Consider the following 13,360-nt stretch of genomic DNA (forward strand, 5'->3'; position numbering starts at 1 on the left):
ACGGGTTCAGGCGGGGCGCAAATAATCCAGCACGACATGGCGCATATGCCGCACCGCCGCCGGTTGATCGAAGTCTTGCGGGAACAAGACGGCCCGCAGCAGTGAGCCGTCGAGAAAAGTGGAAATGAAGGTGATCGTTTCCTCCACGTTCCGGCGCCGGAATACCCCATCAGCCATGCCGCGTTCGAGCGCGCTGCCGAGCACCTCGGCTTCCATCCGGTAAAATTTATGGATGGCGGCATCGATGCGTGGCGAACGGTCGTGCGTGGTGGCGTAATCGAGGCTTATCTGAATCAGTTTTCGCATCAGCTCAAACTGAAGAATATGGTTTTCAATCCAGAGCGAGAGCACATCGAGCGGGGCGACGATGTTGTTGCGAATGGCCTCGAAAGTATCGAAGGCTTTGTTGGCGGTGGACTCCACCACCTTCAGGAACAAATCCTCCTTGCAATCGAAATAATAATGCACGAGGGAGGGATTGACGCCCGCGGCCCGCGCGATGTCCTTGATGGTGACCGAGGAATAATTCTGCGCCGAAAACAGGTCGAGCGCGATGTGCAATATCATATGCACATTGTCCCCAGAGGCGTTTCGCGGCCGGCCGATGCGCCGCTTGGCCTGCGGGGCTGTCTTTACGCTTGCGGGGAATGTTGTTTTCTCGATCTGGGTCACGACTTGTCCGATGCGAACAACGGCTTTCATCCGCCGTGGCGAACATATAGCCGTGTTTGAGGATTTTTCGTCCCCTATCAAGTCCGCCCATGGGCCGCAAGCCGCAGGGCTGGCGTATTGAATTGCGCTCTGCGGATAGTTCCTGCAACCCATATTTGGGGGCGGCGATGGTGCTGGCGGCGGGTCTTGAAGGCGTACGCGCCGCCGCCGACCCTGGCGAGCCGAACAGGCACAATATGTATCAAGCCGCCGAAGATGAGCTGCGCGCCAAGGGTATTCGTCAATTGCCCCGAACGCTGGGTGAGGCGCTGGAGGCCTTTGCCGAGGATCCTCTTTCCGAACAGGTCTTCGGGGCTGACATGAAAACAGCATGGCTCGATTATAAGCGGGAAGAATGGCTTTCTTATATGGCCCACGTCTCGGAGTGGGAAACGGAACGTTATCTGGAGTTTTTCTGAAGCCCATGACCGAGGCCGCGACGGCGCGGGGGACCCGCGTCTGATCTTGGGTTGCCAATGCTCGTTCGTGATTGCGACCGGGTGCATGGCTTGCGCCAGCGAAGCGATGCTGGCGGATATGGTCGATAGTCTGGCGTATCCCGTGTTCGTGGAGGGCGGCAATGCCGCTTGCGCATCCCGTGTTTTTGAAAGTGGCATCGGTGAAATGCTGGTGTCTTGCCCCCGGCCGGTGGCGATTGTCCGTCCGGCGCGGGCCGTGCCGCGTCGCCCCGGCCTGAGGCTGGCGTGCTGTGGGGCGGAGTCGTCATTCGGCGAAAAAGGTCGAGCTCACGCCGCTTGCTGATCCGGCCGCCTGCCGGACGGACGGTCGGAGAAGCGCGACGTTCGATCTTCGGACGGTCGGGCGCGGATTAAATGTTCCGTATAAAAAATTAAATATATAAATCAGTGTGTTGGATTGTTTCTGGGCCTCTCTGTCCGGATTCGGAAAGAAAGCTGCATCCCCCTTGGCAGGGAGCGCGGGCCGAGAGAGAGGAGACCCATGCCGCCGGTCCGTTCCCTGCGAAAACACCGAACGGGAGGAAAAATGCACGATGGCATTTCAGATCAACATCGATAATGGCGGGACGCTGACCGACGTGTGCATCATGTTGGACGAGGGCATCCGCAAGACCAAGGTCCTGACCACCCCCTACGACCTTTCGAAATGCTTTTTCGAAGGGCTCGGCAAGGCGTCCGAGGTGCTTTACGGCGCCACCGACGTGAAGCGGTTGCTCGAGGAGGTGGAGCTGATCCGCTACTCGACCACCCAGGGCACCAACGCGATCTGCGAGCGTAAGGGGCCGAAGCTCGGGCTGGTGCTCGACAGTGGCGCGACGGCGCTGCCGGCGGCGCTTGAGGCGCTCGATCCCGAGGTGTTCCGGGCGCTGGTGGGCGGTCGGGTCGGTTATGTCGACACCGCGACGCTGGACGATGCGGCGGCCGAGGTCGAGGTGGTGAAGGTGATCAACCAGCTCACCGCGCAGGGGGCGAACCGGCTGGTGATCTGCTTCGGCGGCGAGGGCGCGCATGTCTTCGAGGACAAGGTCAAGAAGATCGCGCTGCGCAAGTATCCGCGTCACCTGCTGGGCGCGGTGCCGGTGCTCTACGCCTCCGACCTGACGGCGGATCGCGATCCGGCACGCCGGGCCTGGTCGGCGCTGATCAACTCCTTCCTGCATCCGTCGATGGAGGCCTTCCTGTATCAGGCCGAGAACCGGCTGCGCGACTTCCGCACCAAGAACCCGCTCCTGATCTTCCGTAACGACGGCGACGCCTCGCGGGTGGCGAAGACCGTGGCGATCAAGACCTATTCCTCGGGCCCGCGCGGCGGCATGGAAGGGGTCAAGGCGTTCTCGGCGCTCTATGGCTTCCGCGACGCGGTCTCGATCGACGTCGGCGGCACCACCACCGACATCGGCCAGTGCACCGAGGGCAAGGTCACCGAGACCCGGCGCGGCCATGTCGAGGGGATCGCGGTCTCCTTCCCGCTGTGCGAGATCTCCTCGGCCGGAGCCGGCGGCAGCTCGGTCTTCAAGGTTGTCGACGGCAAGATCGTGATCGGCCCCGAGAGCGTCGGCGCGCTGCCGGGGCCCGCCTGTTTCGGTCGCGGCGGCAAGGAGGCGACGATCACCGATGCCAGCCTGCTGGCCGGGCTGTTCGACCCGGCGTCCTATTTCGGCGGCGGCATGGGGCTCGACATGGCCCGTGCCGAGGCGGCGGTGAAGGCGAATATCGCCGATCCGCTGGGCGTCGATGTCGAGACCGCAGTGCTGATGATGGCCGATGCTTTCGAGGCCAAGGTCGCCGAGGAACTGCATCGCTTCACCAAGATCGCGCTGGACACGGTGATGATGGCCTTCGGTGGCGCCGGGCCGCTGCTTGCTTGCGGCGTGGCCGACAAGGCCGGGATCAGGCGGGTGGCGATGCCGGCGATGGCGGCGGTGTTCTCGGCCTACGGGATCGGCTCCTGCGACGTCTCGCAACGCTACGTGGTCAGCCTCGATGGGCGTGACGACGCGAGCCTGAAGACCGCGCTCGACGCGCTCACCACCAAGGCGGCGCGTGACATGTATGCCGAGGGCTTCGAGCCTGGCAGCTACAGCGTGCTGGCGCAACTGGTGGCGCAGGGCGCGGCGGGCGAGACGACGCTGCCACTGGCCGAGGGGGCGGGCTTCCCCGCCGAACTGGCCGGGGCCGCGGAGCTTGAGCTTGAGCTGGTCGCAGTGAAGTCGCTGCGCCGGGGCGATGCGCGCCACGTCGCGATCACCCGCAAGACCCAGGCGAAGGCCTCGGCCAACCGCAAGGTGCTGACCGAGGCCGGACGGGTCGCGCTGCCGGTCTACAGCCTAGGCGCGATGGCGGCGGGCGACTGGGCCGAGGGGCCCGCGATTCTCGAGGAGGATTTCTTTACCGCCCGCATCCCCGCGGGCTGGCTCATGACCGTCTCCGAGGCTGGGGACGTCATTCTGGACCGGGAGGAGTGAGAGCGATGAAAGTTCCGATGACCGAATATCTGCGTATCGACCTGGAAACCGAGAAATGGGAATGCCGCGTCTGCGATCATGTGATCGCGCCGGCCTCGGGCAACTACAAGGAGGGGCTGCTGGTCCATGATCGTGACCCGCGCGAGATCCACCCGTCGGTGATCGACCCCGAGACGTATCGCTTCACCTTCAGCCCGGACCCGGAATGGGTGCGCATCCTGGAATTCTGCTGCCCGAATTGCGGCACCCAGGTCGAGACCGAATATGCGATTCCAGGCCATCCGCCGCTGTGGGACATGCAGGTCGATGTCGCGGCGCTGAAGGCGCAATGGGCGGCGCGCGGCGAGGAGACCTTGCCCGATGCCGGGCCCGCCGTGGTGGCCGGGCGCGGTCACAGCCACTGAGTATCGCCGCGGTCCGCCCGGCAGGGGCGGGCCGATCAGGACAGGAAGCCGGGCCCGGCGCGCAGGAGCGCCCCGGTATCCGCAGAAACAAAGGGAGAGACCATGAAACGTGTATCCGTTGATATCGGCGGCACCTTCACCGACTGCTTCGTCGTCTGGGGTGGTCAGTATATCGAGACCAAGGCGCTGACCACGCACCACAATCTCGCGATGGGCTTCAACGAGGCGCTGGGCAAGGCCTGCGGCACGCTGGGGCTGGAGCTCGAGGAGATCCTCGGCGAGGTCGACTCGGTGCGCTACGCCACCACGCTGGGCACCAACGCGCTGATCGAGCACAAGGGGCCGAAGATCGGCATGCTGGTCACCGCCGGCTACGAGGCGACCGTGCCGCTGAGCCGCGCGCGCGGCTATGGCGAGGGGCTCGACGACCTGGGTAAGCAGGACATGCCCAACGCGCGGCGCCCCGCCCCGCTGGTCGAGCCGCACATGATCTATGGCGTGCGCGAGAGGCTGGATTTCCAGGGCAAGCTGGTAATGCCGCTCGATGAGGAAGACGTGCGCCGGCAGCTGCGCGAGCTGGTCGACCGTGGCGCGCAGATCATCGTCGTGGCGCTGGTGAACGCGGTGGTGAACCCCGCCCATGAGCAGCGCATCGAGGAGATCCTGCTCGAGGAATATCCCTCTCACCTGCTGGGCGCGATCCCGGTGATCCTGTCGCACCAGGTGGCGGGCCGGAAGGGCGAATATGTGCGCTCGACCTCGGCCATCGTCGATGGCTTCCTGCATTCGACGATGTATCACGCGCTTTCCGCGCTCGAGCAGAATCTGCGCGCGCATAGCTACGAGAAGCCGATGCTGGTGATCCACAACTCGGGCGGGATGGCGCAGCTGAACTCGACCGACGCGCTGCAGACGATCCACTCGGGCCCGGTCTCGGGTATCGGCGCCTCGGAACATCTGTCGTTGCAGGCCGAGCTTGGCAATGTCGTGGCCACCGACATGGGCGGCACCTCCTACGACATCGGAATCGTCGTCGAGGGCGGGGTGAAGCACTATGACTTCAACCCGGTGATCGACCGCTGGCTGGTCTCGGTGCCGATGGTCCATCTGGTGACGCTGGGCGCGGGTGGTGGCTCGGTCGCCTCCTACGACCGGGTGTACAAGACCGTGCAATGCGGCCCGCAAAGCGCGGGCTCCGACCCCGGGCCGGCCTGCTACGACCGTGGCGGCATGAAGCCGACCGTGACCGATGCCGACCTGCTGCTGGGCTACCTGGACGCGGCGAACTATGCCGGTGGCTCGATCCCGCTCAACCCGCGCCGGGCCAAGGCGGCGATCGAGGACACGCTGTGCGACGAACTCGATTGCGAGGTGATCGAGGCGGCCAAGCTGATCCGCGAGAAGGTCGACGACAACATGGCCAACGGGCTGTTCACCGAGCTGCGCGCGCGCGGCTACGACCCGAAGGATTTCACCATGCTGGCCTATGGCGGCAACGGCCCGCTGCATTGCTGCGGCATCGCGCAGAACCTCAATATCGACAAGATCCTGGCGCCGCCGCTGTCCTCGGTGTTCTCGGCGGTGGGCGCGGGCAACATGCACCAGCTGCATATCCACGAGCAATCGCTCTACATGGTGCTCTACGATAGCAACAGCCGGGCGATCTTCGACGATTACGACCGCTTCAACGCGATCGTGGCCGAGCTGAAGGAGAAGGGTCGGCAGGACCTGCTGCGCCAGGGCGTCAAGTCCGAGGATATCCAGCACGACCTGGAACTCGACATGCGCTATGGCAACCAGCTGGTGCAGACCACCGCGGTGATCCCCAGCCATGAGGTGCACGGCCCCGGCGACGTGCTCGCGATCATCTCGCAATTCTCGAACGATTACGGCAAGCGCTTCGGCGAGGGCAGCCAGGCGCCCGAGGCGGGGATCCGCATCAACACCATCCGGGTGGCCACTTATGCTCGCCACGAGACGGTGAAATTCCAGGACATCAAACCGTTGCCGAAAGCCGAGCGCAAGCTGCCGCCGGAGCCATCGAGCCGTCGCAGCTGCCATTTTGTCGGCTTCGAGGGGGCCTTCGACACCCCGGTCTGGGCGCGCAAGGACATCGCCCCAGGCGTCGAGATCGAGGGGCCGGCGATCATCGCCTCCGAGGTCACAACCTTCCTCGTGAATCCGGGCTGGACCTATGTCGCCGCGAAACAGGACGCCTCGTGGTTCTTGCGCAACGAAGCGTCGGTTCCGGTGAACTGACCCATGCTTCCCTGGCGCGGAGGAGCGCGTCGGGGAAAGTCCCAACACGACAGGAGGAGAAATCCATGAACGAGATGAGCAAGGGCAAGCTGCCTTCCGCCGGGGAAATCAATCTGATCAAGAAGTTCCTCGACGATACCACGCTGTTCCTCGGGCCCGACCCGGAGATCATGCAGAACCACGACCTGATGCCGCGCGACGCCCAGGAGGCGGCGGCGATCGGCAAGGTCTCGGACAGCCACGTCATCGCCAAGATCCGCGACCGGCTGCAATCGGGCTGCGACGAAGGCTACGAGATGGTCGAGCAGATGGGCGCGGCCCCGGGCGCGAAATGGGGCGATGTGATCACCGGCGTCTATTCGGCCAGCGGCGACCTCGCGATCGCCTCGGCCGGCGGGGTGCTGATCTTCTCGGCGCTGGTGCACCACCCGATCAAGTTCATCATCAAGAATTGGATGAACGACCCGACCGTGGGCGTGAAGGAGGGCGACGGCTTCATCCACAACGACTCCCGCTATGGCAACGTGCACAATACCGACCAGTCGATGATTCTGCCGATCTTCCACGAGGGCAAGCTGGTTTGCTGGGTCGCCTCGACCGTGCACGAGGGTGAGAACGGCGCGATCGAACCGGGCGGCATGCCCTCGATGGCGGAAAGCCCCTCGGACGAGGGGCTCAAGATGTCGCCGTTCAAGGTGGTCGAGAACTACCAGATCAAGCGCGACATCCTGACTTTCCTGCAGAACTCGGTGCGCGAGCCGAAGCTGCAATACGAGGACATGAAGGTGAAGCTCTTCGCCTGCCTGCGCATCAAGCAGCGCATCGAGGAGACGTTGAAGACCGACGGGCCCCAGGCGCTGGTCGCCACGCTGCGGCTGACCATGGAGGATGTGCGCGCCGAGGTGAAGCGCCGGATCTCAGAATGGCCGGACATGACGGTGCGCACCTACATCATCCAGGACTCGACGCTGCGCGAGAACTGCGTGGTCAAGATCAACTGCAAGCTCACGAAGGCCGGCGACCGGTTGATCTTCGACTTCCGCGGCTCGAGCCCCGAGTTCACCAACCGCGCCACCAACACCATCGTCGCCGGGTTGAAGGGCATGCTGGCGCAGGTCTTCCTGTGCTACGTCTGGCCCGACCTGCCGCGCGGGCAGGCAGCCTTCGCGCCGATCGAGGTGATCACCGATCCGCATTCGATCGTGAACTGCTCCTATGATGCGCCGAACTCGCAATCGCTGATGTCGATCTTCACCGGCTTCACCGCGGGCCAGCACGCGGTGGCGAAATTCCTCTATTCCTGCCCGGAGAAGTTCACCAAGGTCCATGCCCCGACCTTCAACATGATCAATACCTTCATCTGGGGCGGCGTGAGCCAGCACGGCGAGACGCTTGGCAATCTCTGCGCCGATCTCAACGGGATGGGCGCGGGGGCCACGGTGGATCGCGACGGCGAGCACGCGCTGGCGCCGATCTTCGCGACCATGGCCGACATCGGCGAGCAGGAGCTGAACGAGGAGGAAGTGCCCTTCCTGCAACTGGTGTCGAAGAAGATGACCCGCGACGCGATCGCGCCGGGTAAGTATCGTGGCGGCCAGGGTTACACGATGATGGTGGCGACCAAGGATTCCGAGCAGTGGGGCTTCATGACCACCGCCCAGGGCGCCAAGATCCCGCCGTTGCAGGGGCTGTTCGGCGGCTATGCCTGCGGCACCTATCCGCTGTGCAAGGTCGAGGGGGTCGACGTCTACGACATTCTGATGGAGACGCCCGAGAAGTTCCGCCACTCGATCGAGGAGCTGATGAACGAGCGCCCCTTCGAGGCGGCGAAATACTCGACCCATCACATGGGGCTGGGTTTCGACATTTCGAAACGCGGAGAGCTCTACATGATCAGCCAGGGGGCGGGTGCCGGCTATGGCGACCTGCTGGAGCGCGATCCGGTGGGCGTGATCCGCGACATCGAGGAAGGGCTGATGTCGGCCGAGGTCGCGGCACGGCTCTACAAGGTGGTGTTCGACGCCAAGACGCTGGCGATCGACTTCGACGCGACCGAGGCGGCGCGCGCCGCCGAACGCCAGGCGCGGATCGCCCGCTCGGTGCCCTATGCCGAGTTCGTCAAGGCGTGGAACAAGCCCAAGCCGCCGGCGCATCTACAATATTTCGGCTGCTGGGGCGATGACACGGGCACGCTCTACATGGGCTCGCCCGAGATCACCCGGCGCGGCGACGAGGCCCGGCCGAACTATATGCGCCACCCCAAGGACGTGCGCATCGCCGAGCTGGAAGCGCGGCTCGCGGCGGCCGGCATCGGCGGGAACGAGAAGCAGTGAGCGCCTCTCTCGCGGATGATCTGAACGGATCGCTGCGGGTCTGGCTGGAGTCGTCGGGCTATGCCCGGCGGCTTCTGCTGGGTGAGGGCGGCGATCCCTGGGCCGGCGGGCCGGCGAAATACCTCTCCTTCTTCACCCAGGCGCGAGGCCTGCTGCGCGCCGACGTGGCGGTGGTGGATCTGGGCGAGATGTTCACCTCTTGGTTGGCCCGCGCGCCCGGGTTGGCAACCGAGATGGGAGCCAAGAAACGCGCCGCTTATCCGATGCGGCGGATGCTGGAGGAGGAGGGGCCGCGGCGGCTGATCGACGAGGTGGCCGAGGCGGTGGGGGCGCATTTGCAGGGCCAGGTTCCGCTGGTGCTCTCGATGCCGGCACCAGGGGCCTGGATGGCTTGGGCCCAAGCCGCGGCGGGGCGCGAGCCCGAACTCGACGACGATCTGGTCGAGGATGCGGCGATGTATGCCGCCGACTTCTTGCGCTGCGTGGCGACGCGCCCGGTCGGTGGTCTGCTGCTGGTCGAGGGCGAGATTCCCGGCCCGGCAGAGCGCTACACGCCGGTGCTCAATGCCGCGCGGCATTACCGCTGGGCGGTGGTCGGGCGCGACGTGACGCCGGGCTCGGAGGGGCTGTTCAACGCCGCGATCGGCACCGCACCGGCGGCGCGGGGGTGCGATGTGAGCGCGCCGCTCTTCGCCGGTGAACCACTGCCGGAACTGGTCACGGGCCTGTTCCGCTTCGCCGAGATCCCCGTGGGGCATGTCCCCGAGGCGGTTCTCGACGCGCTCGCCCGGTTGCGGAGCTGAGCGGAGCCGGCGGCGCGCTTTCTCTTCCTCCTCCTCCCAAAGCGCGCCGCCGGTTCTTTTTCCGATCCGGCCTGGTTCCGGCCCGGGTGTTCAGCGTTGTGCTCAGCGCTCTCCGGTGCGCAGGATTGCGACGCTTTCCTTCAGCCCAAAGCGGTCGAGCTTCACGTAGAGCGTGCTCTTGGCGATTCCGAGGTCGCGCGCCACCGAGGTGAGGTTGCCCTGGTGCAGCCGCACCGAATGCAGGATCGCCTCGCGTTCGGCCAGTTCCAACGGGCTTATTCCGGGGCAGGGGCCGTTACCGGTCGCCAGCAGCGGCGGCGGCGTGGTGTCGAACAGGTCGGGCGGCAGGTGTTCGGCGCGTAGCTCTTCGCCCTCGCAGATCAGCAGGCCGCTTTCCAGCACGTTGCGCAATTCGCGGATATTGCCGGGCCAATCGTGGTCGTGAAGCGCCCGCAACGCCTCCGGAGCGATTCGCGGGGCAGGGCGTTGGTAGCGCGCGGCGATCTGCGCCAGCAGGTGTTCGGCCAGCGGGGCCAGATCCTCGCGCCGCTCGCGCAGCGCCGGCAAGGCCAGCGTTGTCACCGCGATCCGGTAATAGAGATCCATCCGGAACCGTCCTTCCTGTACCTCGCTCTTGAGGGCGCGGTTGGTGGCTGCGATCAGGCGGAACTCCACCTTGCGTGGCCGGGTCTCGCCGATCCGGTGAAGCTCCCCGCTTTCCAGTACCCGCAGCAGGTGCGGTTGCAGATCGAGCGGCATCTCGCCGATCTCGTCGAGGAACAGCGTGCCGCCATTGGCCGCCTCGATCTTGCCGATCATGCCGCCGCGGCGCGCCCCGGTGAAGGCGCCCTCGGCATAGCCGAACAGCTCGGAGGTCAGCAGCTCGCGCGAGAAGCCGCCGCAATTTACCGCGACGAAAGGCGTCTTGGCGGTGCTGCCGTTGTCGTGGAAAGCGCGGGCGAAGGCGTCCTTGCCTACCCCGGTCTCGCCCAGCAGCAACAGCGGGGCGGCGCTGCGCACCAGTTGCCGCGCCCGCGATAATGCCGCCACATAGCGTGGCGCTTGCCCGATCAGCTGGCCGAACGCGTCCGACGGGCCGCTGCCGGGATTGGCCACGACATGGCTCGAGTTGCGGCGCACCAGCGCGCTCTTGTCGGGGAGCACGAGAAAGGCGCCGAGCCGGTCGCCGTCGACCTGCACCGGTTCGATCCAGTCGCGATCGATCCAGTTGGGCAGTTGCTGAGGATCGATCCGGCCTTTGTGCCAGGGCATCTGCAGGTCGCGGATCGTCGCGCCGTGTTCGACCCGATCCTTGGCCAGCCGTGTCATCAGGTCGGCGGCGCGCTCGTTGGCCTTCACCGCCCGGCCGTGCCGGTCGAACACGATCAACCCGTCGCGTCCGACCGCGCCCAGCCGCTGCAGATATTGGTCGAGCAGCCGGTAGCGCAGCCCCATCTCATGCTTGGCCAGCCGGTTCTCGATCCGCCCCGCGGTGGCGACCGCGAGCGCCAGAGAATGGCGCGAATAGCTGTCGTTGAGCCCGGAAATATCGATTGCGCCCAGAACCGACTGGTTCACCGGATCGCGGATCACGCTGGCCGAGCAGGACCAGCGCTTGATCCCCGAACAGAAATGCTCGGCCGAATGGATCTGGATCGGCTGGCCGATCTGCAGCGCGGTGCCGATCGCGTTGGTGCCGCAGCTCGCCTCGCTCCAGCTTGCGCCGGGCATCAGGTGGATGTTCTCGGTGCGCCCGCGCAGCGCGGTGTCACCCTCGACGGAGAGCACCACGCCCGCGGCATCGGTGAGCACCACCACAGTGCCGGTCTCGGACAGGAAATCGCGCGCCGAGGCCATCACCGTGCCGCTCGCCGCGATCAGCTCGCCATTGCCCTCGAGCACGCCGTGCAGCGCCTCGCCGGGCATCGGTGGCGGTGCCTGGTCGCGGGTCGGATCGACCTCGCCATGGCAGCGCCGCCAGGAAGCGCCGATCAACCGGCGCAACGTGTCCGATCCGGGCTCCTCTCCGCCCAGAAAACGCTCCCAGGAGCGCATGATGTGATGGTCGTTCTCCGGGCGCGAAAAACGCTGCCGCAACTCGGTTCCGGGCATATTTGCCTCTCCCTCTGGGTGCAAAGCAGTCAGCCTCCGGCGCCTCCACGCACCCCCTTCCTGGGGCGCTTGACGGATGCGGATACGAAGCCGAGACCGGGCTGCTCGTGCACCATTCCTCCTGCGCCCAGTCTAACGCGCTTTGCTGCCCGGGCCAGAAAAATAAAGCCCATGTTTCGGGCTTTGGCGAAAAACCGGGAAACAAACCTGCGGAGTGGCGCGGTTGCGCGGGCGGGTTTCACGCTGGCCGGAACCGCGCGGTTGCAGCATCCCGGGCCGTGCATTTGCGGCGTTGCGTCCGGAAATCGGACGGTTCCGGGCGCCTTTGCCTCCATCGATCGGACGACTGTCGCGGCCTTTTTCCTGCAAGGGCCCGGATTCCCGGCGCGCGGCCGGTCTGGAAAGAAACTTGCTTCCCAGAGGGTGGAGAAAGGGAGGATTTCACCGATGACGACGGATGCGCCGCCGCATGTCCTGGTCAACCAGCGCCCGCGCGGACGGATCCCGGTCACTTTGCTGACAGGGTTCCTCGGGGCCGGCAAAACCACGCTGCTGAACCGGCTGATGGCCGCCCCGGAGATGGGCGACGCGGCGATCTTCATCAACGAGTTCGGCGAGATCGGCGTCGATCACCACCTTGTCGAACGAATCGACGAGGCGCTGGTGATCCTTGATTCGGGCTGCCTGTGCTGCACCGTCCAGGGCGACCTGATCACCGAGCTCAAGCGTTTGCACGAGCGGATGTCGCGGCGTGAGATCGCGCCGGTGAGCCGGGTGGTGATCGAGACCACCGGGCTGGCCGACCCGCTGCCGGTGGTGCGCGCGCTGATGGAGGATCGCTATGTCGCGGCGCGGTTCTTCTGCGATGGGGTGGTGACGGTGGTCGACGCGATGCATGGCGCAGAGCAATTGGCCCGCCATGCCGAGGCGCGCTCGCAGGCGGTGCTGGCCGACCGGCTGGTGCTGTCGAAATCACCGTTGGCGACGCCCGCCGCGCGCCAGGCGCTGCGCGCGCGGTTGGCCGAGCTCAACCCAACCGCGCCGCTGCTGGATGCTGCGCGGGCCGACCCCGCGGCGCTGTTCGGCGGTGGGCTCTACGCGGCCGAGCAGGCGCCGGAGGGTTTGGGAGACTGGCTGGGGTTCGTCCCGGCTCCCTCCGCGCCGGGGGCCGCGCTTGCGCCGGTGCATTCGCATCATTCCGACCGGCTGCGCAGCTTCTCGGTCACCTTGCCGCCGCTGGCCTGGCGCGGTTTCGCGCTACGCATCGGCGAGATCCTGCAGCGCTACGAGGGCCGGCTGATGCGGCTCAAGGGCATCGTCGAGGTCGAGGGCGTGAGCGCGCCGCTGGTGGTGCAATGCGTGCAGTCGGTGGCCTATGCGCCGGTCTGGCTGGCACGCTGGCCGGCCTCCGGGCCGATCGCGCCGGGCCACGGAGCGCTGGTGTTCATCGGCGAGGATCTCGGACCCGAGGAAGAGGCCGAGATCCGCGTCCTGCTGGTCGATCTGCCCGGCGACGCGGCGGCGCTGCGCGGGGCGGCGTCCCGGCCCGAGCTGCCGACGCGCGCCTGGTTCAACGAGCGGTTGCCGCTGAAGGTGGCGAAGGGGTTGTCCGCCGAGGGCTTCGTGATTCAGCCGCGCTTCCTGCGCGACGGCGCGCGGAGGTGAATGGCGGTGAGCGGCGGTGGCCGCGAGCGCGGCTCACGGAGGGCAAAGCCGGTATGGTCGCCAACGTGGGGTTATAGCCTGTCCGGAGCGACGACGAGGGATCGTCCCGGCATGGTTTGACAGGCAAAC

General features: G+C 66.0%; 9 protein-coding genes. 7 read left to right on the plus strand and 2 right to left on the minus strand.

Translation table 11 applies throughout. The features are described from left to right. Nucleotides 1-6 precede the first annotated feature (6 nt). Complete coding sequence (locus tag AB7D48_RS13295; protein WP_427979949.1) at nucleotides 7-567, minus strand: TetR/AcrR family transcriptional regulator; 561 nt, start codon at nucleotides 565-567, stop codon at nucleotides 7-9. Between the two features lie 194 nt (nucleotides 568-761). Between AB7D48_RS13295 and AB7D48_RS13300 the strand changes: the two genes are divergently transcribed. The 6 genes from AB7D48_RS13300 (at nucleotide 762) to AB7D48_RS13325 (ending at nucleotide 9,454) form a co-directional block, all read left to right on the plus strand. Beyond that, a complete protein-coding gene (locus AB7D48_RS13300) occupies nucleotides 762-1,130 on the plus strand; it encodes a hypothetical protein (RefSeq protein ID WP_427979951.1) in 369 nt (122 codons plus the stop codon). Between the two features lie 593 nt (nucleotides 1,131-1,723). Further along, on the plus strand, nucleotides 1,724-3,655 hold the full coding sequence (locus AB7D48_RS13305) for a hydantoinase/oxoprolinase family protein (protein ID WP_427979954.1): 1,932 nt from the start codon (nucleotides 1,724-1,726) through the stop codon (nucleotides 3,653-3,655). A 5-nt stretch (nucleotides 3,656-3,660) separates the two neighbouring features. After that, nucleotides 3,661-4,059 carry an acetone carboxylase subunit gamma gene (locus tag AB7D48_RS13310; protein WP_427979956.1) on the plus strand — a complete coding sequence of 133 codons (399 nt, stop codon included), beginning with the start codon at nucleotides 3,661-3,663 and terminating at the stop codon, nucleotides 4,057-4,059. Nucleotides 4,060-4,161: 102 nt separating this feature from the next. Beyond that, nucleotides 4,162-6,318, plus strand: coding sequence for a hydantoinase/oxoprolinase family protein (locus AB7D48_RS13315; RefSeq protein ID WP_427979959.1), 2,157 nt, complete (start codon nucleotides 4,162-4,164; stop codon nucleotides 6,316-6,318). A 65-nt stretch (nucleotides 6,319-6,383) separates the two neighbouring features. Then, on the plus strand, nucleotides 6,384-8,651 hold the full coding sequence (locus AB7D48_RS13320) for a hydantoinase B/oxoprolinase family protein (protein WP_427979962.1): 2,268 nt from the start codon (nucleotides 6,384-6,386) through the stop codon (nucleotides 8,649-8,651). Continuing rightward, on the plus strand, nucleotides 8,648-9,454 hold the full coding sequence (locus AB7D48_RS13325; RefSeq protein ID WP_427979965.1) for a hypothetical protein: 807 nt from the start codon (nucleotides 8,648-8,650) through the stop codon (nucleotides 9,452-9,454). The genes AB7D48_RS13320 and AB7D48_RS13325 overlap by 4 nt, the downstream gene beginning before the upstream one ends. A 102-nt stretch (nucleotides 9,455-9,556) precedes the next feature. On the opposite strand, the gene AB7D48_RS13330 is transcribed toward AB7D48_RS13325, so the two are convergent. Further along, nucleotides 9,557-11,566 carry a sigma-54-dependent Fis family transcriptional regulator gene (locus tag AB7D48_RS13330; protein ID WP_427979966.1) on the minus strand — a complete coding sequence of 670 codons (2,010 nt, stop codon included), beginning with the start codon at nucleotides 11,564-11,566 and terminating at the stop codon, nucleotides 9,557-9,559. Between the two features lie 447 nt (nucleotides 11,567-12,013). On the opposite strand from AB7D48_RS13330, the gene AB7D48_RS13335 reads away from it, so the two are divergent. After that, entirely contained in the window at nucleotides 12,014-13,231 is a 1,218-nt protein-coding gene (locus AB7D48_RS13335) for a CobW family GTP-binding protein (protein ID WP_427979969.1), read from the plus strand. Nucleotides 13,232-13,360 lie beyond the last annotated feature (129 nt).

The sequence above is a fragment of the Acidocella sp. genome, from assembly GCF_050253495.1.
Lineage (GTDB): Bacteria > Pseudomonadota > Alphaproteobacteria > Acetobacterales > Acetobacteraceae > Acidocella.

Coding starts and splice junctions, on each gene's coding strand:
- AB7D48_RS13295 (WP_427979949.1), bottom strand. CDS start 567: ATGATATTGCACATCGCGCTCGACCTGTTTTCGGCGCAGAATTATTCC.
- AB7D48_RS13300 (WP_427979951.1), top strand. CDS start 762: ATGGGCCGCAAGCCGCAGGGCTGGCGTATTGAATTGCGCTCTGCGGAT.
- AB7D48_RS13305 (WP_427979954.1), top strand. CDS start 1,724: ATGGCATTTCAGATCAACATCGATAATGGCGGGACGCTGACCGACGTG.
- AB7D48_RS13310 (WP_427979956.1), top strand. CDS start 3,661: ATGAAAGTTCCGATGACCGAATATCTGCGTATCGACCTGGAAACCGAG.
- AB7D48_RS13315 (WP_427979959.1), top strand. CDS start 4,162: ATGAAACGTGTATCCGTTGATATCGGCGGCACCTTCACCGACTGCTTC.
- AB7D48_RS13320 (WP_427979962.1), top strand. CDS start 6,384: ATGAACGAGATGAGCAAGGGCAAGCTGCCTTCCGCCGGGGAAATCAAT.
- AB7D48_RS13330 (WP_427979966.1), bottom strand. CDS start 11,566: ATGCCCGGAACCGAGTTGCGGCAGCGTTTTTCGCGCCCGGAGAACGAC.
- AB7D48_RS13335 (WP_427979969.1), top strand. CDS start 12,014: ATGACGACGGATGCGCCGCCGCATGTCCTGGTCAACCAGCGCCCGCGC.